At 66.2% G+C, this 20,966-nt stretch carries 22 protein-coding genes; 7 read left to right on the top strand and 15 right to left on the bottom strand.

From position 1 onward, the window contains the following. Positions 1-3: 3 nt before the first annotated feature. From SARO_RS05170 to SARO_RS05155, 4 genes are read right to left on the bottom strand one after another with little or no spacing between them, the layout of a single operon-like run. The gene (locus tag SARO_RS05170) at positions 4-1,152 is read right to left on the bottom strand and encodes an ABC transporter permease (RefSeq protein ID WP_011444696.1); all 1,149 of its coding nucleotides are present in this window, start codon (positions 1,150-1,152) and stop codon (positions 4-6) included. Further along, complete coding sequence (locus tag SARO_RS05165) at positions 1,149-2,135, bottom strand: ABC transporter ATP-binding protein (protein ID WP_011444695.1); 987 nt, start codon at positions 2,133-2,135, stop codon at positions 1,149-1,151. Before SARO_RS05165 ends, SARO_RS05170 begins: the two co-directional genes overlap by 4 nt. Beyond that, on the bottom strand, positions 2,132-3,106 hold the full coding sequence (locus SARO_RS05160) for an HlyD family secretion protein (RefSeq protein ID WP_011444694.1): 975 nt from the start codon (positions 3,104-3,106) through the stop codon (positions 2,132-2,134). Before SARO_RS05160 ends, SARO_RS05165 begins: the two co-directional genes overlap by 4 nt. Further along, positions 3,103-3,717, bottom strand: coding sequence for a TetR/AcrR family transcriptional regulator (locus SARO_RS05155; RefSeq protein WP_011444693.1), 615 nt, complete (start codon positions 3,715-3,717; stop codon positions 3,103-3,105). The genes SARO_RS05160 and SARO_RS05155 overlap by 4 nt, the downstream gene beginning before the upstream one ends. 422 nt (positions 3,718-4,139) lie before the next feature. Here SARO_RS05155 and purS point away from each other — a divergent pair, with 422 nt between their 5' ends. Both purS and purQ read left to right on the top strand, forming a co-directional pair. Continuing rightward, the gene (gene purS, locus SARO_RS05150; protein ID WP_011444692.1) at positions 4,140-4,373 is read left to right on the top strand and encodes a phosphoribosylformylglycinamidine synthase subunit PurS; all 234 of its coding nucleotides are present in this window, start codon (positions 4,140-4,142) and stop codon (positions 4,371-4,373) included. A 14-nt stretch (positions 4,374-4,387) separates the two neighbouring features. Continuing rightward, positions 4,388-5,065 (top strand): phosphoribosylformylglycinamidine synthase subunit PurQ, encoded by a 678-nt coding sequence (purQ, locus tag SARO_RS05145; RefSeq protein ID WP_011444691.1) that lies wholly within the window; start codon positions 4,388-4,390, stop codon positions 5,063-5,065. On the opposite strand, the gene SARO_RS05140 is transcribed toward purQ, so the two are convergent. The 3 genes from SARO_RS05140 to SARO_RS05135 all read right to left on the bottom strand — a co-directional run bounded on the left by SARO_RS05140 (position 5,062) and on the right by SARO_RS05135 (position 9,388). After that, positions 5,062-7,371: a putative bifunctional diguanylate cyclase/phosphodiesterase gene (locus SARO_RS05140; protein ID WP_011444690.1), complete on the bottom strand. Its 2,310-nt coding sequence runs from the start codon at positions 7,369-7,371 to the stop codon at positions 5,062-5,064. The genes purQ and SARO_RS05140 overlap by 4 nt on opposite strands. A 198-nt stretch (positions 7,372-7,569) precedes the next feature. Continuing rightward, the gene (locus SARO_RS21310; protein ID WP_011444689.1) at positions 7,570-7,728 is read right to left on the bottom strand and encodes a hypothetical protein; all 159 of its coding nucleotides are present in this window, start codon (positions 7,726-7,728) and stop codon (positions 7,570-7,572) included. 64 nt (positions 7,729-7,792) lie between these two features. Beyond that, positions 7,793-9,388 (bottom strand): isocitrate lyase, encoded by a 1,596-nt coding sequence (locus SARO_RS05135; RefSeq protein ID WP_011444688.1) that lies wholly within the window; start codon positions 9,386-9,388, stop codon positions 7,793-7,795. A 146-nt stretch (positions 9,389-9,534) separates the two neighbouring features. On the opposite strand from SARO_RS05135, the gene SARO_RS05130 reads away from it, so the two are divergent. Further along, positions 9,535-10,929, top strand: a complete 1,395-nt coding sequence (locus tag SARO_RS05130; protein WP_011444687.1) for a helix-turn-helix domain-containing protein — start codon at positions 9,535-9,537, stop codon at positions 10,927-10,929. Here SARO_RS05130 and SARO_RS20575 read toward each other — a convergent pair. From SARO_RS20575 to SARO_RS05120, 3 genes are read right to left on the bottom strand one after another with little or no spacing between them, the layout of a single operon-like run. Then, a complete protein-coding gene (locus tag SARO_RS20575) occupies positions 10,910-11,071 on the bottom strand; it encodes a DUF2474 domain-containing protein (protein ID WP_011444686.1) in 162 nt (53 codons plus the stop codon). The two genes, SARO_RS05130 and SARO_RS20575, sit on opposite strands and share 20 nt — an antisense overlap. Beyond that, the gene (cydB, locus tag SARO_RS05125; RefSeq protein WP_011444685.1) at positions 11,058-12,056 is read right to left on the bottom strand and encodes a cytochrome d ubiquinol oxidase subunit II; all 999 of its coding nucleotides are present in this window, start codon (positions 12,054-12,056) and stop codon (positions 11,058-11,060) included. The genes SARO_RS20575 and cydB overlap by 14 nt, the downstream gene beginning before the upstream one ends. Continuing rightward, the gene (locus SARO_RS05120; RefSeq protein ID WP_011444684.1) at positions 12,056-13,477 is read right to left on the bottom strand and encodes a cytochrome ubiquinol oxidase subunit I; all 1,422 of its coding nucleotides are present in this window, start codon (positions 13,475-13,477) and stop codon (positions 12,056-12,058) included. Before SARO_RS05120 ends, cydB begins: the two co-directional genes overlap by 1 nt. Positions 13,478-13,706: 229 nt before the next feature. On the opposite strand from SARO_RS05120, the gene SARO_RS05115 reads away from it, so the two are divergent. Genes SARO_RS05115 through SARO_RS05100 form a run of 4 tightly spaced genes read left to right on the top strand, consistent with a single transcriptional unit; the run spans position 13,707 to position 16,614 of the window. Further along, positions 13,707-14,216, top strand: coding sequence for a GNAT family N-acetyltransferase (locus SARO_RS05115; protein ID WP_041550168.1), 510 nt, complete (start codon positions 13,707-13,709; stop codon positions 14,214-14,216). A 22-nt stretch (positions 14,217-14,238) separates the two neighbouring features. Next, positions 14,239-14,808 (top strand): DUF1285 domain-containing protein, encoded by a 570-nt coding sequence (locus tag SARO_RS05110; RefSeq protein ID WP_011444682.1) that lies wholly within the window; start codon positions 14,239-14,241, stop codon positions 14,806-14,808. Next, positions 14,805-15,419: an NUDIX hydrolase gene (locus tag SARO_RS05105; protein WP_011444681.1), complete on the top strand. Its 615-nt coding sequence runs from the start codon at positions 14,805-14,807 to the stop codon at positions 15,417-15,419. The genes SARO_RS05110 and SARO_RS05105 overlap by 4 nt, the downstream gene beginning before the upstream one ends. Beyond that, on the top strand, positions 15,412-16,614 hold the full coding sequence (locus tag SARO_RS05100; protein ID WP_011444680.1) for a CCA tRNA nucleotidyltransferase: 1,203 nt from the start codon (positions 15,412-15,414) through the stop codon (positions 16,612-16,614). Before SARO_RS05105 ends, SARO_RS05100 begins: the two co-directional genes overlap by 8 nt. Here the strand turns inward: SARO_RS05100 and SARO_RS05095 are convergent. The 5 genes from SARO_RS05095 to SARO_RS05075 all read right to left on the bottom strand — a co-directional run bounded on the left by SARO_RS05095 (position 16,532) and on the right by SARO_RS05075 (position 20,962). Beyond that, positions 16,532-17,431 (bottom strand): phytanoyl-CoA dioxygenase family protein, encoded by a 900-nt coding sequence (locus SARO_RS05095; protein WP_041550166.1) that lies wholly within the window; start codon positions 17,429-17,431, stop codon positions 16,532-16,534. The genes SARO_RS05100 and SARO_RS05095 overlap by 83 nt on opposite strands. Beyond that, positions 17,419-17,952: a J domain-containing protein gene (locus SARO_RS05090; RefSeq protein WP_011444678.1), complete on the bottom strand. Its 534-nt coding sequence runs from the start codon at positions 17,950-17,952 to the stop codon at positions 17,419-17,421. Before SARO_RS05090 ends, SARO_RS05095 begins: the two co-directional genes overlap by 13 nt. A gap of 120 nt (positions 17,953-18,072) precedes the next feature. After that, a complete protein-coding gene (pal, locus tag SARO_RS05085; RefSeq protein ID WP_011444677.1) occupies positions 18,073-18,585 on the bottom strand; it encodes a peptidoglycan-associated lipoprotein Pal in 513 nt (170 codons plus the stop codon). Positions 18,586-18,698: 113 nt separating this feature from the next. After that, a complete protein-coding gene (gene tolB / locus SARO_RS05080; RefSeq protein ID WP_011444676.1) occupies positions 18,699-20,084 on the bottom strand; it encodes a Tol-Pal system beta propeller repeat protein TolB in 1,386 nt (461 codons plus the stop codon). Beyond that, positions 20,081-20,962 (bottom strand): hypothetical protein, encoded by an 882-nt coding sequence (locus tag SARO_RS05075; protein WP_011444675.1) that lies wholly within the window; start codon positions 20,960-20,962, stop codon positions 20,081-20,083. Before SARO_RS05075 ends, tolB begins: the two co-directional genes overlap by 4 nt. Positions 20,963-20,966 lie beyond the last annotated feature (4 nt).

Raw genomic sequence — 20,966 nt, 5'->3', positions numbered from 1 at the left:
AACCTAGGCCACCGTGTCCTGGTACCGCCGCACCGCCACCGTCCCCAGCACGCCGAGCATCACCGCCAGCACGCCCAGTTCCCACGCGGCGTCGCCCAGCGTCCAGCCCTTTAGCATGATGCCGCGCACCAGCCTGATGTAGTGGGTGGTCGGCAGGAGTTCGGCCAGCCACTGCGCCCAAACCGGCATTCCCCTGAACGGAAAGGCAAAGCCCGACAGCAGGATCGACGGCAGCATGTAGAAGAAGCTCATCTGCATCGCCTGGAGCTGGCTGGCGGCAATTGTCGAGAGCATGAAGCCGAGCGCGAGGCTGGTGACCATGAACAGCAGCGTCGATCCCAGCGTCAGTGTCACCGATCCTTCGAACGGCACATCGAACACCACCTGCGCCGCCAGCAGGATCACCGCCATCTGCACCACGCCGATCACGAGATAGGGCACGATCTTGCCCACCATCACCTCGAACGGGCGCAGCGGCGTCGCCAGCAGGTTTTCCATCGTGCCCTGCTCCACCTCGCGCGTCACCGAAAGCGCCGTCAGCATGACCATCGTCATCGACAGCACGATGGCCAGCAGGCCGGGCACGGTATTGTGGCTGGTGATGCCTTCGGGATTGTAGCTGCGATGGATCACCAGATCGACTGGTGAGGCGCCCGGCCCGATGGCCTGCCCGCGCAAGGCCAGCGGCCCGATCAGGTCCTGCGCCAGCGCTCCATCGACCGCCTGCTGGATCGCGCCGATGGCATTTCCGGTCGAGGCCGGGTCCGTCGCGTCCGCCGTCACCAGCAGTTGTGGCCGGTCGCCGCGCACCAGGTCGCGGCCGAAGTCGGCAGGCACGGTCACGAGGAACTGCACCGCCCCGTCCTTCAGCAACCGCTCGCCCTCGCCCGGCTCGCTCACCACGTGCGTCACGCGGAAGTAGGTGGTGTTGCGAAGCGCGGCGTCGATGCTCCGCGCGAACTGCGAGCTGTCGCCGATCTCAAGTGCCATTGGGAGGCGGCGGGGATCGTTGTTTATCGCAAAGCCGAAGATCGTGAGCTGCACGATCGGCATCATCAGCATCATGCCGATCGTGCCGGGGTCGCGCACCATCTGGCGCACTTCCTTGAACACCATAGCGGCGATCCGCGCGAGAGCGGCCCGCCACTTCATGCCGCCACCACCGAATTGTCCTCGGCCCCGCGCATCAGGTGGATGAACACGTCCTCCAGGCTCGGCCGGGCCTCATGCCATGCCACCGTGTCGAACTCCGCCACCGCCGCACGCAGCGCCGCGATATCGGGCCCGCAGACGTGGATCGCGGTGCCGAACGGGGCCGCCATGGCAACGCCGGGACGGCCCTCGATCCGCGAGGCAAGCCTGTCCGCCCCCGGACCTTCGCCCATCAGCGCCTTGAGCCCGGACCCGGCAACGACCTCGCCGATCGTCCCGCGCGCCAGCATGCGGCCATAGGCGATATAGGCAATCTCGTGGCAGCGCTCGGCCTCGTCCATGTAATGGGTCGACACCAGCACCGTCATCCCGCCCTGGGCAAGATCGTGGATCTGGTCCCAGAACTCGCGTCGCGCCTGCGGGTCGACGCCCGCCGTCGGTTCGTCGAGCAGCAGGATTTCCGGCTCGTGCAGCACCGCCGCCGCCAGCGCCAGTCGCTGCTTCCACCCGCCCGAAAGCTTGCCTGCCAGCTGATCCGAACGTGTGGCGAGACCCAACCCTTCCAAGGCTTCGGCCACCCGCTCCCGGCGCCGGTCCAGCCCGTGCACCCGCGCGAAGAACTCGAGGTTCTCGGCAATCGTCAGATCGGAAAACAGCCCGAACTTCTGGGTCATGTACCCGACCCGTCCCTTGATCGCCCCCCGCTGGCGCCTCAGGTCCAGCCCCAGCACTTCGCCCTCGCCCGCATCGGGGATCAGCAGCCCGCAGATCATCCGCAGCGTCGTCGTCTTGCCCGACCCGTTCGGCCCGAGGAACCCGCAGATCGACCCGCGCGCCACCTGCAAGCTCACCTCGTCGACCACTGTCCGTCCGCCGAACCGTTTGGTCAGCCCGCGCACATCGATGACCAGATCCGGCTCGGCCCGCAGTCGGGGACCGCCCGACGCTTCGGAAGGTACCGCCGATGCCTCGCCGCTGCTCACTCCGCCACCACCGCAACCGGCAGACCCAACGGCAGGGGCTGCCCCGCCGGCAAGGCCGCTTCCACCATGAACACCAGCTTGGCCCGCGCCCGCTCGGAATAGATCACCGGCGGCGTGAACTCGGCACGCGGCGAAATGTAACTGACCTTCGCCGTCCGCTCGCCCTCTCCGCACCCGTCGCAGGTAAAGCGCACCGTGGCTCCCACCTTGAGCGCCGCCACGCGACCTTGCGGCACGAAGAACCGCAGCTTGCGCTGGTCGTCGGGCAGCACCGCAAGCACTGGCTGGTTCGCCAGCACCCACTCGCCCGGATCGTAGAAGGTTTGCTCTACAACGCCCTTCACCGTCGCAACGGGCGCGATTTCCTGTCGCCGGCGGGTCTGTGCGCGCAAGGCTGCCTCGGCCGCGCCAACGCCCGCCTGCGCGGCGGCCTGCTGTTCAGGACGCCCTGCCGAAAGTCCACCGCTGGCAAGCACCGCTTCCGCCTGCCTGGCCGCCGCATTGGCCGAATCGCGCGCCGCGCGCGCGGCATCAAGCTGGGTGCGGCTGGCAAAGCCTTTCCCCGCCAGGGCCGAAATCCTCTCGAAATCCGCTCCGGCCCGCACCGCCTGGGCGCGCGCCGATGCCAGGGCCGCGCTTGCCGCTGCCTGTTCGGGCGCACGATTGCGCCCTTGCGCAAGGTCGGCGGCCTGGGCCCTCGCAGCGGCGACCTCGGCCGCCAATTGCGCGCTCTGGGCATCGGTCGTTGTCGGGTCAAGCGTGAACAGCGGGGCTCCGGGCAGCACCTCCTGCCCGCGCATGGCAGGACGGGCCGCAAGCGTCCCCGCAACCGGCGCCGCGATCATCAGCGGCTCGCCTTCGACATAGCCCAACCAGCGGTCCGCCTCGGCCGATGGGGAAAACACCATGTATCCCGTCGCGGCGAGCGCGAGTGCACCCAGTGCGATCAACGGCTTCGGCGGCGTCTTCATGCCACGTCTCCCCTGCGCAGGCCGGCCAGGATAAGCCCTGCGTGATTTTCCGCCATCCATTCGACGTCCAGCGGCTCGGCACCGACCGGCTCGAAGACATTGCGCCACAGCGCGGCGAAGATGATTCCGCCCGCGACGCTGCGGGCCGCCATCTTCGGGTCGGCACAGGCGAACTCGCCCCGGTCGATGCCGTGGATGATCAGGCGCTCTACCGCGCCCAGCACGCAGATCAGTGCAGTCTCGTGATAGAACCGTGCCAGTTCTGGAAAGTTGCGTCCCTCGCCCACGATCAGCCGCGGCAGGAACGCCATGTCGGGACTGGCGATCCGCTTCATCGCGTTCTTGACGAAGGCACGCAGCAGCGCGGGCGCGGGCAGGCTGCCATAGTCGCTCGGCAGCAGTGTCGGCATCATCTCGGTGATGACTTCGGAAACGAGCGCGCGGAACATCGCCTCCTTGCTGTCGAACGCAAGGTACAGCGCGGCGCGGCTTATGCCCACGCGCCTTGCGATGTCCTCCATCCGCGCGGCGGCGAAACCGCGCTCGGCAAACTCCTCACGCGCGGAATCGAGAATGCGTTCACGGCGATCGCTGGGCGTGGCTCTCGGCATTCACCATTCATAACTGACGCGTCAGTTATTTAAAAGGCAAAAAAGGCGCGGCGGCTACGTCGGGGCGTTACGTGGGGCATGGAACGCTCGCCCGTCCGGCAGCCGCCGCAAGAACGATGACCTGCCTTTGATATGACGGGATACGTGAACAGCGCGCTGATGCCGAACCGTTTTCCTACTTACGCAAAAGGCGCTAGGCCCGGACCCATGGCATTGCGCAGCGCCATTCCCGATCTCTCGTCGGCCAGTTGCGGCAGTCCGGAAACCGGGCTCGCGAAAGTTTCCCTGGACAGTGTAAACCCCGTCAACCTGTCGGCGACGCGGCACACAAACCTTGCTCTTCTCGGCTCGCGGTTGCATAGGCGCCGGCAAGAATCTCCCATCCCGGGAATCTCCACTCCAAGCGTCCGAAAGGCCCCGCGATGAAGGTCCGCGTCATTGTCACCCTCAAGAACGGCGTGCTCGATCCGCAGGGTCGCGCCATCCATCACGCGCTCGAGGGACTCGGCTTTTCGGGCGTGAACGACGTGCGCGCCGGCCGGGTCATTGAACTCGACGTGGCCGACACCACTTCGGACGAAGCGCTCGACGAGATGTGCCGCAAGCTCCTCGCCAACATGGTGATCGAGAACTACCGCATCGAAAAGGCGGCCTGAAAAGGAACTTCCCCATGGCCTTCACTTCCGCCGTCATCACCTTCCCGGGCTCCAACTGCGATCGCGACATGGCGGTGGCGATCGAACAGGTCTGCGGCGGCACGGTCCACCGCGTCTGGCACGGCGATGCCGACCTGCCCGAAGGCCTTGATTTCATCGCACTGCCCGGCGGGTTCTCCTATGGCGACTACCTGCGCTCCGGCGCAATGGCGGCCCGTTCGCCGGTCATGCAGGCCGTCGTCCGCGCGGCCGAGCGCGGGGTGACGGTGCTCGGCGTCTGCAACGGCTTCCAGGTGCTGACCGAAGCCGGGCTTCTTCCCGGCGCGCTGATGCGCAACGCGGGCATCCGCTTTGTCTGCCGCGACGTGAAGCTGACGGTCGAGAACAACCAGTCGCTGTTCACCGCCGGCTACGACGCGGGCCAGCAGATCACGATCCCCGTCGCGCACCACGACGGCAACTACTTCGCCGATGACGCGACGCTCGACCGTATCGAAGGCGAAGGCCGCGTCGCGTTCCGCTATGCCGAAGAGGTCAACGGTTCGGCCCGCAACATCGCCGGCGTCCTCAACGACCGTGGCAACGTGCTGGGCATGATGCCGCACCCGGAACGCATGATCGAAGCCGCGCACGGCGGCAGCGACGGGCGCGCGCTGTTCGAAAGCGTCGTGCGGGGCCTGGTAGAGGCCTAACCCGCCTTCCGCTCGAGGATGCGGGTCTGGCTGAACAGGCCGCGCGCATCCGCCGCGCTCATCGGGCGACCGAAGTAGTAGCCCTGGATCTTCTTGCAGCCGAGGCGGCGGATCGTTTCCAGCTCGGCCTCGGTCTCGACGCCCTCGGCTGTGGTCGACATGTCGAGGCTGTCGGCCATCGCCACAACAGCGCGCACGATCGCAAGGCTCTCGGGGTTGTCCTTGGCGGCCCCCTGAACAAAGCTGCGGTCGACCTTGATGGTCGAGAAGCGCATCTTTCGCAGGTAGCCGAGCGACGAGTATCCGGTGCCGAAATCGTCAAGCGCGACGCCGCACCCGATGCCCATGAGGTTCTCGAGGGTCATCTGCGCGACCGTGGCATCGCGCACGAAGATGCTCTCGGTCACCTCGATCTCGAGCCGGTGCGGGGGCAACCCACTTGCCGCCAGCGCACCTACGACGGTTTCGGCAAAGTAGGGATCGAGCAACTGCTCGCCCGATACGTTGACCGCGATCTTGACGTGCGGCGGCCAGTTCATCGCCTCCTGGCAAGCCATGCGCAGCACCCATTCGCCGATCGGCACGATCAGGCGGGTGTCCTCGGCCAGCGGAATGAACTTCGCCGGGCTGACGGAGCCGTGCTCCTCGCTGTTCCAGCGCAGCAGCGCCTCGAAACTTACCACGGCTTCGCTTGTCGCATCGACGACAGGCTGGAACACCAGACCGAATTCGCTGCGTTCGAGAGCGTGGCGCAGCGAGAACTCGAGCTTGCGGCGCTCCTCGGCGTGGGCGTGGAGTGCGGGTTCGTACGTGCAGTGGCTCCCCCCGCCCTCGTCCTTGGCCCGATAGAGCGCGAGGTCGGCGTTGCGTAGCAGGGTCTCGACCGTAGCGCCATCGCGCGGGCCGATCGCCGAGCCGACGCTGGCGCCGACATAGAGCATGTGGTGATCGACTTCGTAGGGCTGCGACAGGGTGGCGATGATCGCATCTGCAAGCTCGGCGATGCGCTGGCTGTCCGCAACGTCGCGCACGACCACGGCGAACTCATCACCCCCCAGACGACCGCAGACTTCGCCATCCTTGATGATGCGCGTCATGCGGTCCGAGACCATGGCGAGGAGCTGGTCGCCCACCAGGTGACCCAGCGTATCGTTGACCGCCTTGAAGCGATCGAGGTCGATCATCAGGAAGGCGCAGTTCGACCGCCACTTCTCGGAATAGCCCATCGCATCGCCAAGCGCCTCGGTAAGCATCAGGCGGTTGGGCAGCCCGGTGAGCGTGTCATAGCGGGCGAGATAGGCGATCTTTTCGGCGCTTTCGCGCTGCTCGGTCACGTCGGAACCTACGCCGCGGAAGCCCACGAACGTCCCGTTGTCGTCGACCTTGGGCGACGCCGAGAGTTCCCACCAGCGGTGGCTGCCGTGAAGTGTCGCCCGGACGAGCAGATTGGAAAAGCTCTCGCGCCGCTTCAGCCGCTCGGCAAGATCGTGGAGACTGGAATGGAAGTGTCCATCTTCCCAGGCCGGGCCGGCGATGACCTGGATCAGCGGCTTGCCTTCAAGATCCTCGGGATCGGCGCCAAGCGCGAAGGCGAAGCGCGGACTGACCGAACGGATGCGGCGGTTGGCATCGACCTGCCACAGCCAGTCGGCATCGCCTTCCTCGAACTCGCGCAGCAGGAGCGACACAACCTCGCTCTTTTCCGCCATCCCCGCTTCGGCCACGCGCGCACCGAGGAAGGTCCGCGCGACCTCGACCGCGCCGACGCTGACGATCACCACGAAGACGGTCGACACGGCCGCTGCGGTGTATTCGCCCTCGAACAGGAATGCCGCGACCGCCGAGACGCCGACCACGCCGGAAAAGAGCACGGTCGCCATCGGCATCGCCGCGAACGTGACGGCCATGCCAGTCATCAGCATGGCAAGCACCGTCCACAAGGTCATGCGGCCGGCAGCATCGCCAAACGGACCGAATACCAGCATGGGCAACGCCCAGGCGAGTGCGACGAAGAGCGAGCTGATCGTCTGGCGATGCATCTCCTGCCTGCTGACGCGCCGCCGGTCGGCATCGACTAGACTGCGGTCGAACCGCGCGCCCGAGATAAGCACGCTGACCAGCAGCGCCATCCAGCCGACGAGAAGCGCGGGATGAACCCGTCCGCCAAAGGTCTGCAACACGAGCAGCGCGGCGACCGCATGCGCCATGAGCCGCGCGAAGGTCAGGCGGGCGAGGCTGGAATACTGCAGGCCGCGCAACCGGCCCCAATCACCCTCGACGGGATCTCGAAGGCCAATGACAGCCATTATCGGCAACTTGGCCGACAAAGCTTCGGCGACGGGAGCAGACGGATTCTTCACGTCAGCAGAAATACAGGCAATTCATTACCCAAATCGTAAGCCGCGAATCGCAGCGGAAGGGCTCAAACGAATTGGCCCGCCGCGCCAGGGACGCGACGGGCCGGACTTTCCTCCCCAGGAAAGGTCCCTTTCGGGCAGTGCGGGTCAGCGACCCAGCGCGCTGCCCAGACGATGGTAGAGGTTCGAGAACTTCACCGATTCCGGCTGGTCCTCGATTGCCTTGAGATAGTGCAATACGGCTTCGCGGATCAGCTTGAAGTCCTCGGTCGAGAGGACCGCGCGGGCACGTGCTGGTTCAGCCATTGTGGGTCTCCTTCTTGGATCTTCGGGGCCTGATTGCCGCGAGGATTATCTAGCTGCCTGACTATCAGGCGGCGAACTGGTTCATCGTGTTGTGGGCGCCGCCCGCCTTGAGCGCGGCCTCACCGGCGAAGTATTCCTTGTGATCGTCGCCGATGTCGGAGCCGGCCATGTTCTGGTGCTTCACGCAAGCGATGCCCTGGCGGATTTCCTCGCGCTGGACCTGCTTGACGTAGCCGAGCATGCCCTCTTCGCCGAAGTAGCGCTTGGCGAGGTTGTCCGTGCTGAGCGCCGCGGTGTGGTAGGTCGGCAGCGTGATCAGGTGGTGGAAGATACCGGCCTGAGCCGCAGCATCGCGCTGGAAGGTGCGGATGCGCTCGTCGGCTTCCACGCCCAGTTCGGTGCCGTCATAGTCCACGCTCATCAGCTTGGCACGGTCGTAGGCGCTCGTGTCGCGGCCTTCGGCTTGCCAGGCATCGAAGACCTGCTGGCGGAAGTTGAGCGTCCAGTTGAACGAGGGGCTGTTGTTGTAGACCAGCTTGGCATTCGGGATCACTTCGCGGATGCGGTCGACCATGCCGCCGATCTGGCCGATGTGCGGCTTTTCGGTTTCGATCCACAGCAGGTCCGCGCCGTTCTGGAGCGAGGTGATGCAATCGAGCACGCAGCGGTCTTCGCCCGTCCCGGCACGGAACTGGTACAGGTTCGAAGGCAGGCGCCTGGGACGCATCAGCTTGCCGTCGCGGCTGATCAGCACATCGCCATGGCCAAGGTTGGCCGCATCGACTTCCTCGCAATCGAGGAAGCTGTTGTACTGGTCGCCGATGTCACCCGGCTCCTTCACAAAGGCGATCTGCTTGGTCAGGCCAGCGCCCAGCGAGTCGGTGCGGGCAACGATCACGCCGTCATCGACGCCCAGTTCCATGAAGGCGTAACGGACCGCGCGGATCTTCGCGAGGAAGTCCTCGTGCGGAACGGTGACCTTGCCGTCCTGGTGGCCGCACTGCTTTTCGTCCGAGACCTGGTTCTCGATCTGGATGCAGCAGGCGCCCGCTTCGATGAACTTCTTGGCGAGCAGGTAGGTCGCCTCGGCATTGCCAAAACCTGCGTCGATGTCTGCGATGATCGGAACCACGTGCGTTTCGAACTCGTCGATCTTGTGCAGCAGGCGGTGGGTGTTGACCGCATCGCCGGCAGCCTTGGCGGCATCGAGATCGCGGAACAGCATGCCGAGTTCGCGGGCGTCAGCCTGCTTGAGGAAGGTGTAGAGTTCCTCGATCAGCGCGGGAACGCTGGTCTTCTCGTGCATCGACTGGTCGGGCAGCGGACCGAATTCGCTGCGCAGCGCTGCGACCATCCAGCCCGAAAGGTAGAGGTAGCGCCCCTTGGTCGTGCCGAAGTGCTTCTTGATGGAGATCATCTTCTGCTGGCCGATGAAACCGTGCCAGCAGCCGAGCGACTGGGTGTAGTTCGCCGGGTCGGCATCGTAAGCAGCCATGTCGGCACGCATGATCTTCGCGGTGTAGCGCGCGATGTCGAGGCCGGTGTGGAAGCGGTTCTGCAGGCGCATGCGGGCCACGCTCTCGGGCTCGATGCCGTCCCAGGTCTGGCTGAAAGGCGCGATGGCCTTGCCGGCCTCGACGATCTTGCTGTGGTAGGTCATTTCCCGAGTTCCCTCACGTGGTGAGCATTGCGTGTGGCCTTGGGATAACTGGCGAATCGTGGCTGCGGAACATGCAGCGCGGTCATGTTGTCAAACTTTACAGATTATGCTTGTAAAGTTGTACAGCCCGTACACGGAGTTCCGCCATGGCTTCCCGACCGCTCTATCTCGGCCCCCGGCTGAAGCGCATCCGGCGCGAACTGGGACTTACCCAGCAGGCCATGGCGGAGGAGCTGGGGATTTCGCCCAGTTACATCGCGCTGATCGAACGAAACCAGCGACCGCTGACCGCCGACCTTCTGCTGCGCCTGGCGCGGGCCTACAAACTGGACATGGCAGACCTCGCCGCGGACGAACGCGACGACTATGCGCGGCGTCTTTCCGATGCACTGCGCGATCCGATCTTCTCGGACATCGACCTGCCGGCGCTGGAAGTGGCCGACGTCGCCGCGAGCTTTCCCGGCGTGACCGAGGCAATGTTGCGGCTTTACGGTGCATGGCAGCGCGAACAGCAGGCGTTGGCCGAACAGCGCAACGCCGGGCCGGGCACGAGCGCAAGCGACCCGATCGGCGAAGCGCGGCGGTTCGTGGCCGCGCGGCGCAACTACTTCCCGACCATAGATTCGCGGGCAGAGGAACTGGCGTCGGAAATCGACAAAGCGGGCGGGCCGCAGGAATGGCTCCGCAAGCAGGGCGTGCGCGTGCGCTTCCTGCCGCCCGACGTGATGATGGACGCGGTGCGGCGCTATGACCGGCACAACGAGCAACTGCTGATCGACGACACGCTGCCACTGTCCAGCCGCGTCTGGCAGTTGCTGCAACACATCGCCTACACCGCGATACGCTCAGAGATCGCGGCGGTGATCCGGGGGGAAAGCTTTGCCAGCCAGACCGCTGCGAACCTCGTGCGCAGGGCGCTGGCGAGCTATGCCGCAGCGGCCATCGCCATGCCTTATGACCGGTTTGCGCGAGCCGTGGATGCGAGGCGGTACGACATCGAGGCGCTGTCCGGCCAGTTCGGCACCAGTTTCGAGCAGGTGGCGCACCGGCTGACGACGCTCAACCGCCCGGGGCAGGAGCGAGTGCCGTTCTTCTTCATACGGGTCGATTCGGCGGGCAACGTGTCCAAGCGGCTCGACGGTGCCGGCTTCCCGTTCGCGGCGCATGGCGGCGGTTGCCCGCTGTGGAGCGTGCACGACACCTTCCGCACGCCGGGGCAGATCGTCACGCAATGGCTTGAACTGCCCGACGGACAGCGCTTCTTCTCGCTTGCGCGCACGGTGACGTCTGGCGGCGGCGGTTTCGACCGTCCGAGGATGACGAGGGCCATCGCGCTGGCCTGTGCAGCCGAACACGCCCCGAGGCTGGTCTATGCGGCGGGGGGCGATCCAAGGGCGGTTGCGGCAACGCCGATCGGAGTGACCTGCCGCCTATGCCACCGCGCCCAGTGCACTGCACGCGCCGAACCTCCCATCGGACGCGAGATCCTACCCGACGACTATCGGCGTGGGGCCGAGCCGTTCAGCTTTGCGGAGAGCTGAGCCAATAGCGGATCAACATGGCGACCACGCCAAGCGCAAGCACGCTGCCGAGCCAGATCGCGGCCATCCACGCAAGGCGCTGCCACAAGGGGCGGGCCTGCGCCTGCTCCGCCCCATCGAGGCGCGGGTCAATGATAGCCATGCGTTCCGACCTTGCCGCGAAACACCCAATAGGCCCACGCGGTATACCCCAGGATCAGCGGCATAATGGCGAGGACGCCAACGAGCATGAACACCTGGCTGCGATGGGGCGCAGCGGCCTGCCATATCGAGATGCTCTGCGGCACGACCCACGGCCAGATCGAGACGCCGAGACCGATCATGCCAAGCAGGAACAGCGCCAGCGAGAGCAGGAAGGGCCGCCACGTATGCCGCGCACCGAGCGAGCGCATCAGCGCGAAGGCAACGGCCCCGGTGACCAGCGGCACCGGAGCAAGCCAGTAGATCATCGGCTGGGTGAACCAGCGCTGGAAGTATTGACCAGCGAGAAACGGGGTCGCGAGGCTGACGGCGGCCATCAGGGCCAGCGTCGCCCAGGCCGCGCGGCGCGCATGGGCGTAGGCCTTGTCCTCGGCGCTGCCTTCGACCTTCACCGCAAGCCACGTCGACCCGAGCAGGGCATAGCCCGCGACGACGCCGACCCCGGTGAGCAGAGAATAGGGCGAGAGCCAGTCGAGCCAGCCGCCGGCATAGGCGCGGCCTTCGACGTGGATGCCCTGCAACAGCGCGCCCAGCGTGATGCCTTGGGCCAGCGCGGCCACGAGCGATCCAGCGAAGAACGCCATGTCCCAGAACGCCCGGTGGCGCGGGTCACGCCAGCGGAACTCGAACGCCACGCCGCGGAACACGAGGCCCAGGAGCATGGCGATGATGAGGGGGTAGGTCGCGGGAAGGATGATCGCGTAGGCAAGCGGGAACGCAGCGAACAGGCCACCTCCGCCGAGCACCAGCCAGGTCTCGTTGCCGTCCCAGACGGGGGCGATGGCGTTCATCGCCTGGTCGCGCTCCTGGCCCGGCGCGAATGTGGGGAAGAGGATGCCGATGCCAAGGTCGAAGCCATCCATCACGACGTACATCAGGACGGCAAAGGCGATGATCAGCGCCCAGATCACGGTAAGGTCGATCATCACGCGGCTCCTTCCTGCTGCTGGGCGGGGGTGATGCCGGCAGAACGGATCGGCGCGCGCTCTTCGAGTTCAGGGCCGGGCTCGTGCGGGTGCGGCACTTCGTGCATCAGGCGCAGGAGATACCATGTGCCGACGCCGAAGACCGCGAAGTAGACGACGACGAACGCCAGAAGCGAGGTGGCCACCGCCGGCGCGGCAATGGGACTGACGGATTCAGCCGTGGTGAGGAGTCCGTAGACGGTCCAGGGCTGGCGGCCGACCTCGGTCGTCACCCAGCCGGCGATGACCGCGACGAAACCCGACGGCCCCATCAGCAGCGCCATCCGGTGGAGCATGGGCCAGTCGTAGAGGCGCTTCCGGAAGCGGGCGAACAGGCTCCACAAGCCAAGGCCGAGCATGAGGAAGCCGAGGCCGACCATGATGCGGAAGGACCAGAACACGATCCATACCGGCGGGCGCCGGTCCGGCGCGATGGTATCGAGGCCGGCTAGCGGCGCGTTCGGATCGTGCTTGAGGATGAGGCTCGACGCCTTGGGGATGGCGATCGCGTAGTCGAGCTTCTGCGCCGCGTCGTCCGGAATGCCGAACAGGTAGAGCGGAGCGCCATCGGGGTGGGACTGGTAGTGCCCCTCCATCGCCATGACCTTCGCGGGCTGGTGTTCGAGCGTGTTGAGGCCATGCATGTCGCCCACCAGCACCTGCACCGGCGCGACCAGAGCCGCCATCCACATGGCCATCGAGAACATCTTGCGGGCGTGGAGGTTGGCCCGGTCGCGCAGCAGGTGCCACGCGCCGACCGCTCCGACGACGAAGGCGGTGGTCAGATAGGCGGCGATGACGGTGTGGACGAGGCGGTAGGGAAAGCTGGGGTTGAAAACGATCGCGGCCCAGCTCGGCCCCGGCAGGAATTCGCCGTTCGGCCCCATCTCGAAGCCAGTCGGCGTCTGCATCCAGGAATTGACCGAGAGGATCCAGAAGGCCGAGATGAAAGTGCCCACGGCCACCATCAGCGTGGCGGCGAAGTGGAGCCGCTTGCCCACCCGGTTCATGCCGAACAGCATGACGCCGAGGAACCCGGCTTCGAGGAAGAAGGCGGTGAGCACCTCGTAGGCCATCAGCGGCCCGATCACGCCGCCCACCTTTTCGGAGAAGACCGACCAGTTGGTGCCGAACTGGTAGGACATGACGAGACCCGAAACCACGCCCATCGCGAAGGCCACCGAGAATATCTTCAGCCAGTAGCGGAACAGGTCGAGGTAGAGCGCCTTGCCCGTCTTCAGCCACAAGGCTTCGAGCACCGCGAGGTAGCTGGCAAGGCCGATGGAAAAGGCCGGAAAGATGAAGTGAAAGCTCACCGTGAAGGCGAACTGCATTCGCGCGAGAACCAGCGCGGTTCCTTGTGGATCAAGCCCTGCGAACATTGTTGCTCCCCGCAATGGGATCGGGCGTCTCTTGTGGCGCCTGGGGCACAAGCTACAGATATATGAGCTTTTTCTAAAGTGATATTATCGTTTGAACGGTTGCACTTATCGCATCACCGATGCCCCCGGTTGCGAGGTGCCGCCGCGACGACCTTGCAGCCCGGGACACGGGGGGCTATCGGCGCGCGTCCTTTGCGATTCCGTGCGAGGACGGCCGAGGAAACCGCTGTTGTCCAAGATCATTCCGCTTGCCGATGTCGATCCCGCCCTGATCGAGGCCGTCCTCGACCAGGCGTTCGAGCCGGAGCGGCACAAGCGAACCGCCTACAAGGTGCGCGAAGGGACGCAGTGGCTGCCGAACCTTTCGTTCGCGGCGCTTGACGACGAAGACATGCTGGCCGGCACGATCCAGTGCTGGCCCGTCGCGCTGACCGACGCAGAAGGACGCGCGCATCCGATGATAATGGTCGGCCCGGTCGCCGTGCTGCCGCATCTCCAGGGCGAAGGCTTCGGCAAGGCGCTGATGACCGCCAGCCTTACCGCGATCGATCCGCGCGCGCCCTTGCCGCAAGTCCTGATCGGCGACCCTGAATACTACGAGCGCTTCTTCGGCTTCTCGAACGCGCATACCGCCGGGTGGAAACTGCCCGGCCCGTTCGAGCAGCGCCGCCTGCTGTGTCGCACCGCCAATCCGGCAGTTCTGCCGCAAGAGGGCATGTTGGGCCCTTGGCGGCGCTGAGCCGATCTGGCATCGGCGGATCGTGCCCTACGTTCCGCCCCCCGAACTTGCCTCGCTGAGCCTGGCCGAGATTGCCGCGCAGGTTGCCGCGCGCAAGCTGCCCCCGCTGAGCCAGTGGACGCCGCAGGAAAGCGGCAACAGCGAAATGCGCATTGCCGCCGACGGGCGCTGGTACCACCAGGGCGGGGAAATCCGTCGCCCCGCAATGGTCCGCGCCTTCTCGTCGCTGTTGATGCGCGACGAGAACGGGCAGCATTGGCTGGTCACGCCGTTCCAGCGCCTGTCCATCGAAGTCGACGACGCCGCGTTCATCGCCACGGACATGCAGGCAAGGACCGACCCCGAGGGCCGCCCCGCCCTCACCTTCCGGCTCAACAGCGACGACATCGTCATCTGCGGACCGGAGCACCGCTTGCGCGTAGGCGGCACCGCCGACCTTCCCGCCTTCTACCTGGCGGTCCGCCATGGCACCGAAGCCCGGCTCAACCGCAGTACATATGTGCAACTGATCGAACATGCACTGGCCGGGCATGGCGACGAACTGGTCGTCGAAAGTCTCGGGCAGCGCTTCGGGCTGGTACCGCAGCCGTGAGCCTGCACGATCGCCTGACCAGGCTCTATGTCGAGGGGCACCGCACCCCGGCGCAGGACCTTTACGAAGACTGGCGCCCCTTGCCCGAACACGGCCTGCGTCCCGCTGCCGTGCTGATCGCGGTGACCGACCGTGCCGGTCATGCCGATGGACCCGGCGTGCTGCTGATCCATCGCCCGTCGCACATGCGTGCCCATCCCGGACAGGCTGCCTTTCCGGGCGGAAAGCTCGATCCTGGCGAGACCCCGGTCGAGGCGGCCCTTCGCGAGGCATACGAGGAACTTGGCATCCGCCCCGAGGACGTGAAGGTGATCGGCGAGACCGACCGCTTCCGCACCGGCACCGGCTATGACATCACGCCGGTGCTCGCCATGGTCCCGCCCGACCTTTCGCTGTCGCCCAATCCCGCGGAAGTGGCGGACTGGTTCGAGCCGCCGCTCGGCTTTGTGCTGGACCCCGCACGGCACGCGCGAAAACCCGCCGAATACAATGGCCGAAAAGGCCACTACATCGAGATCATGTGGAACGAGCATCGCATCTGGGGCGTCACCGCCGCGATCATCTCCAACCTTTCGAAGCGCATGGCCTGGAAGGACGCGGCCGATGACTGACCGGTTGCCCAAGGCCGACTGGACCGCCCGGGACGACCTCGCGGCCCTCGTAGCTGCGCTCGATCCAGACTCGCAGGGCAACTGCCGCTGGGTGGGCGGCGTCGTGCGAGACACGATCCTGGGCCTGCCCGCCAAGGACATCGACATGGCAACGACGTTGCCGCCGGACGAGACTGCCGCGCGACTTTCCACCGCAGGCATCAAATCCGTGCCGACCGGGATCGCCCACGGCACGGTGACCGCCGTGCTGCCGGGCGGACCGGTGGAGATCACCACGTTGCGCCGCGATGTCAGCACCGACGGACGCCATGCCACGGTGAGCTTTTCGACCGACTGGCGCGATGACGCCGCGCGCCGCGATTTCACGATCAACGCGCTCTATGCCGACCCGCGCACTCTGGAGGTGTTCGACTACCATGGCGGCCTGGCCGATCTTGCCGCGCGGCGCGTGCGCTTCATCGGCGATGCCCGCCAGCGCATCCGCGAAGACTACCTGCGCATCCTTCGCTACTTCCGCTTCCAGGCACGGTTCGGGTCGATACCCGCCGATACCGAGGCGGAAAGCGCCGTTTCGGAACTGGCTGCGGGCCTGAAGGGGCTTTCCCGCGAACGCGTGGGCTGGGAGCTGATGAACCTTCTCGGCCTGCCCGACCCGGCACCAACCATGCGCCGCATGGCCGAACTGGGCGTTTTGGCGCAGGTGCTGCCGGAGACTGCCGCAGATGGCCTTGATGCGCTTGAGGCGCTGATCGGCAATGAGCAGTCCGCCAGAGCAGATGCGGTGGCGATCCGGCGGCTAGCAGCGCTGCTTCCCGCCGACCGGCATTTGGCGGAACTGGTCGCGGCGCGATTGAGGCTTTCGGCCGCACAGCGCAAGCGCCTCGCAACGGTCGCGGCGCCTTCCGGTGCGGACGGCGATGCGCGGGCCCTTGCCTACCGCATCGGGATCGAGGAAGCACGCGACCGACTGCTGATTGCCGGAAGGCCCGTTGCCGCACTTGATGGATGGCAGGCCCCCGCCTTGCCACTGAAGGGCGGAGAGATCGTGGCCCGCGGGGTCACGGCCGGGCCGGAGGTTGCGCGAACGCTGCGTGCGGTCGAAGACCAGTGGATCAGCGAAGGCTTCCCTGACGGCGCAAGAGTTTCCGCAATCCTCGATCAAGTCCTGGGACATACCAGCGCACCACGCGACTGATCGCGCCAAGACCCGTGCGCAGGCCAGGCATTGGCTTGAAGCGCTTCAGTCTTTTGCGCTTTTCCGGGGGCAGCGACCAGACGAGCTCGGGCTGGATCACCAGCTTCTGCGCGCCGAACCGAAAGTTCGCGCTGTCGATCCAGAACGGGCGGCAGGCGGTGATATAGAACATCGGGCGCGCGGCGTTGCTGACATTGGGGCGCCCGCGATGACGAACCATGAAATCCCAGATCATGCAGTCACCGGGGGCAAGCGGGCTGGAGACCGGAACGCCGGGGTAGCTCTTTCCCGACTTGCAGCGATGCGTTCCAAGCAGGAACTCCGTGCCGCCATTGACCTCGTTCACTTCAACGAGAGGGATTGCGATGGTCAGCGCAAAGGCAGGGAGCTTCCCGTCATTTTCGCTACCCGCGAACAGGAACGTGTCGTCCGAATGGAGATGCTGCAGCGTGGCGCCGGGAAACGAGCTGATCACGCCAAACGATTCATAGACCCACGCATCGCCCAGCGCCTCGCAAAAGAATGCCTCGAGCGTCGGGTGAAGAAGCAGGTCGAGGGCGCGCGAAAGGCCCTTGCCGATGGGAACAAGGCCGTTGATCCGGTGATCGCCGACGCTGAGATAATCGACGGGTTGGCGGGCGGTCTCGTCATAGGCGCCGGGAACGACGCGCCGCAATTCCCTGCCAAGGCTGGCTACAAGGCCCGGGTCGAACAGACGATCGAAGGTAACAACGCCATCGCGGGCCAATGCCTGCGCCGCCTCGGTTGCCTGTTCCGGTCCGAAGCGCTCGATCTGCGCCACGCTCACCCCTTCCATTCGCGGCGTTCTTCCGCCGCGCGCAAGACTTCGTAAGACACTTGCAGCTTCTGGAACTGCTCCGCCGCAGCCTTGTCGCCGGGGCGGACGTCGGGGTGAACTTCCTTGGCCCTGGTCCGCCAGGCCTTCTTCACCGCCTCGAAATCGGCATCCGGATCAAGGCCGAGAACTTCCAGCGCGCGCAGTTCGTCGCGGCTGCGCGTACCGTCGCCCGAACCGCCCCATTCCGCCCATGACGCCTGACGGAAACCGGCCGCCTCGCCGCGCTCTTCGGCCTCGCGGCGCTCTGCCTCTTCCTTGTCGAGGCCTTCGAAATAGTTCCAGCCCTGGTTGTATTCGGCGGCGTGCTTTTCGCAGAAGTACCAGCGGTCCGGATTGTTGGGCGACTTGGGCGCAGGGCAATCGCCTCGCTCCTCGCACCCTGCGCGGTCGCAAAGGCGCACGGGCGCAGCGTCCCGGCCACTGCCGTAGCCGCGCCAGCGGGGAAAACCCCAGTCATTCGAACGTGTGGACCGCGCCATGCTCCTGCCAAGCCAAACCCGTGGGCAAACGTCAAGATGGGAACCGCCCTTCCCATGCAAAAGGCCCGGACCGTTGCGGACCGGGCCTTGCATTTCGGAACTGCGGCAGCCGCAGCCTCCTCAGTTGACCGTGACGGTCACCGCGCGGCGGTTCTTCGCCCACGAATCCTCGTCCGAACCAAGCGCCAGCGGGCGTTCCTTGCCGTAGCTGACGGTGGTGATGCGGCCCGGGTCGACGCCGAGGCTGACGAGGTAGTTCTTGGCCGAGTTGGCGCGGCGTTCGCCAAGCGCGATATTGTAGTCACGCGTGCCACGCTCGTCGCAGTGGCCTTCGATGGTGATGGCCTTGCCCGGATAGCGGGCAAGCCATGCGGCCTGGCTCTGCAACACGCCCTGGTCCGCGGCGTCGATGTTGTAGCGGTCGGTATCGAAGTTGACGGTGTCCGAAATGATCGAGGCCATGAAATCGGCCTGGCTGCCCGGGGCGGGACCAGTGGGCTGTGCCGGCGGCGGCGCGGTCTGCGTCGTCGTCGTGGTGCCGGGCTCAGGCGGAAGCTGCTTGGGCTTGGACGCGCAGGCGCCAAGGCTGAGCGTTGCGGCGGCGAGGCCGGCGATCAGAAGCGGACGGGACATTGCTATCTCCTTTGGGAGGGATTGGGAGAGGGGCGACGTATCGTGCATATCCGGCGATGAAATGACAAGCTCCATGGCCACGACGTTTGCACCGGATCGGTTTACGACCGCGTTCAGGGCAGGACGGGTCCCCATGCAGGGTCGGAACCATCGACGGGCGTGTTCAGTTTCCGCTCGTTCCGGCCGGTGAGGTCAACCTGCCAGATGCCGGTCTTGCCGCTGCCGCGCTCGGTCCGGAAGAACTGGACGATGCGGCCGTTGGGCGACCAGGTGGGCGCCTCGTCCTGCCAGCTATCGGTGAGGAAGCGCATGTTGCCGCCCGAGGGATCGGTCACCGCGATGCGGAAATTGCCGCCGAGATGCGTGAAGGCGATCTGGTCGCCGCGCGGGGACCATTCGGGCGTCGCGGCGCGGCCACCGAAGAAGCTGATGCGCTTCTGGTTCGATCCATCCGCGTTCATCACGTAGAGTTGCTGGCTGCCCGAACGGTCGCTTTCGAACACGATCCTGCTGCCATCGGGCGAATAGGACCCGCCGACGTCGATGCCCGGGCTGTCGGTCAGACGCGTCGAGGCGCCGCCGTTGACCGAGACGCGATAGATGTCGGTGTTGCCCGCGACAGACATCGAATAGAGAATCCACTTGCCGTCGGGCGACCAGCGTGGGGCGAAGGTTGGGTTGGTGCTCGACGTGACGAGCTTCTGCTGGCCGGTGCCGATGTTGTAGATGTAGATGCGCGGCGCGCCGTTCAGATAGCTGAGGTAGACAATCTGGCTGTAGTCCGGCGAATAGCGCGGCGTCAGCGCGGTCGCCTGGCCATTGGTGATGAAGCGATGGTTGGCGCCATCGGAATCCATGATCGCCAGTTGCTTGCGGCGGCGGTCCTTGGGCCCGGTCTCGGCGATATAGGCGATCTTGCTGTCGAAGAACGGGCTTTCGCCGGACAGGCGCGAATAGACCATGTCAGCGCACTTGTGCGCGGCGCGGCGCCATTCCTCCGGCTTCACGACATAGCCCTGCCGCGCCAGTTCACTGCCGAGCGCGACGTCGTAGAGATAGCAGCCGACCGTCAGGCGGCCGTCCTCGTTCGCCTTGACGAAGCCCTGCACCAGCATTTCGGCCGAACGGCCGCGCCAGGCGTCGAACGCGGGCGCGGCCACCTGCGGAAAGGCGATGGCGGGAAGCGCATCCGGGCCGACCGGCTTGAACAGGCCGTTGTTCTTGAGATCGTTGAATACCACGCGCGCGACGTTCCGCCCCAACGCCTCGGTGGTCCCGCCTTCGGCCGCGGTCGGGACCGAAGCGTTGGTCGGGAACGAGGGAATGGCGATGCCGAGGTCCTGCCACTCGCTTTCGTCGGAAACAGAGCCGGTCAGGCCACCGTCGTCGTCGCCCGATGCCTGCGCCGCGCTAGACGACGGCAATGCGGTCTGCTGGGCCGCGACGATGGCTGGCGCGGAGACCAGCCCCGCTAGCAGGAGAAGGTGACGGATCTTCATTGGGACAACTTCCTGTCAAAGCGGAAGGCGGCGACGCGCTTCCAGCCGGAATAGTACATTGCGGGGAGTTCGAAGGGCGCGGCGAGCTGAACGGCACGTATGGCCTGTTCGGCATGGCGCTTGGCCTGAGCCTCGTTGGCGGGCGTGATGCCTTCCTGCCGTACGACGCGCGGACGGCCCGCGAGGCTGCCATCCTCGTTGAGATCCCACGCGAGGATCGTCACGAGCTTGTCGGCATCGACACCCTGGGGGGCGGCCCAGTGCGGTTTGATCTGGCGCGAGATCGCCCCGGCCAGCGAGGACTTGACCTCGGGACCGATCGCAGCGGCCGGAGGCGTCTTCGCCGTGCCCGGCCTGGTCGCGCCGGGAATGCCCTTGAGGAAATCCGAACCGATGCGACTTCCCCCGGCCGGGGCATCTGGTCGGCGGCGCGGACTTTCGTCAGCAGGCTTCGCCGGGGCCGACTTTGCGGGTGCGGGCTTTGCCTGAGGCTTGGGCGGCGCGGGCTTGGCAGGCGCGGGTCTCGGCTGGGGCTGCGGCGCGGGCTTGGGCGGCGCGGGCACTGGCTTGGGCTGCGGCGGAGCGGGCACCGGCTTTGGCGGTTCGGGCAGCGGTTGCGGCTGAACCACCGGCTCGGGCTGCGGCTCGCCCAGTTCAGGCGCGACGTCGGGCGCGGCCTCGGCCATCGGATCGGGCGAGGTCGACTGGTTGGCGATCTCTTCCGAGAAGGTCACTTCCATCCGTTCGGGCGGCGGCTTGACCGTCTTGCCCGGCGGGGACAGCGAAAGGACGACGAGCAGCGCGACGTGCGCGGCGGCGGCAATCGCCAGCCCGGCACCTTCCTGCCTCGACAGTCCTTCTGACACGGGGTCGCGCATCACA

The sequence above is a fragment of the Novosphingobium aromaticivorans DSM 12444 genome, assembly GCF_000013325.1.
Classification (GTDB): Bacteria; Pseudomonadota; Alphaproteobacteria; order Sphingomonadales; family Sphingomonadaceae; genus Novosphingobium; species Novosphingobium aromaticivorans.
The sequence above is the reverse complement of the archived record's forward strand: the minus strand, read 5'-3'. Positions and strand labels throughout refer to the sequence as shown.

What these genes read in the sequence shown, in the direction of transcription:
- SARO_RS05170 (WP_011444696.1), bottom strand. Translation starts at nt 1,152, where the DNA reads ATGAAGTGGCGGGCCGCTCTCGCGCGGATCGCCGCTATGGTGTTCAAG.
- SARO_RS05160 (WP_011444694.1), bottom strand. Translation starts at nt 3,106, where the DNA reads ATGAAGACGCCGCCGAAGCCGTTGATCGCACTGGGTGCACTCGCGCTC.
- SARO_RS05155 (WP_011444693.1), bottom strand. Translation starts at nt 3,717, where the DNA reads ATGCCGAGAGCCACGCCCAGCGATCGCCGTGAACGCATTCTCGATTCC.
- purS (WP_011444692.1), top strand. Translation starts at nt 4,140, where the DNA reads ATGAAGGTCCGCGTCATTGTCACCCTCAAGAACGGCGTGCTCGATCCG.
- purQ (WP_011444691.1), top strand. Translation starts at nt 4,388, where the DNA reads ATGGCCTTCACTTCCGCCGTCATCACCTTCCCGGGCTCCAACTGCGAT.
- SARO_RS05140 (WP_011444690.1), bottom strand. Translation starts at nt 7,371, where the DNA reads ATGGCTGTCATTGGCCTTCGAGATCCCGTCGAGGGTGATTGGGGCCGG.
- SARO_RS21310 (WP_011444689.1), bottom strand. Translation starts at nt 7,728, where the DNA reads ATGGCTGAACCAGCACGTGCCCGCGCGGTCCTCTCGACCGAGGACTTC.
- SARO_RS05135 (WP_011444688.1), bottom strand. Translation starts at nt 9,388, where the DNA reads ATGACCTACCACAGCAAGATCGTCGAGGCCGGCAAGGCCATCGCGCCT.
- SARO_RS05130 (WP_011444687.1), top strand. Translation starts at nt 9,535, where the DNA reads ATGGCTTCCCGACCGCTCTATCTCGGCCCCCGGCTGAAGCGCATCCGG.
- SARO_RS20575 (WP_011444686.1), bottom strand. Translation starts at nt 11,071, where the DNA reads ATGGCTATCATTGACCCGCGCCTCGATGGGGCGGAGCAGGCGCAGGCC.
- cydB (WP_011444685.1), bottom strand. Translation starts at nt 12,056, where the DNA reads ATGATCGACCTTACCGTGATCTGGGCGCTGATCATCGCCTTTGCCGTC.
- SARO_RS05120 (WP_011444684.1), bottom strand. Translation starts at nt 13,477, where the DNA reads ATGTTCGCAGGGCTTGATCCACAAGGAACCGCGCTGGTTCTCGCGCGA.
- SARO_RS05100 (WP_011444680.1), top strand. Translation starts at nt 15,412, where the DNA reads ATGACTGACCGGTTGCCCAAGGCCGACTGGACCGCCCGGGACGACCTC.
- SARO_RS05095 (WP_041550166.1), bottom strand. Translation starts at nt 17,431, where the DNA reads ATGGAAGGGGTGAGCGTGGCGCAGATCGAGCGCTTCGGACCGGAACAG.
- SARO_RS05090 (WP_011444678.1), bottom strand. Translation starts at nt 17,952, where the DNA reads ATGGCGCGGTCCACACGTTCGAATGACTGGGGTTTTCCCCGCTGGCGC.
- pal (WP_011444677.1), bottom strand. Translation starts at nt 18,585, where the DNA reads ATGTCCCGTCCGCTTCTGATCGCCGGCCTCGCCGCCGCAACGCTCAGC.
- tolB (WP_011444676.1), bottom strand. Translation starts at nt 20,084, where the DNA reads ATGAAGATCCGTCACCTTCTCCTGCTAGCGGGGCTGGTCTCCGCGCCA.
- SARO_RS05075 (WP_011444675.1), bottom strand. Translation starts at nt 20,962, where the DNA reads ATGCGCGACCCCGTGTCAGAAGGACTGTCGAGGCAGGAAGGTGCCGGG.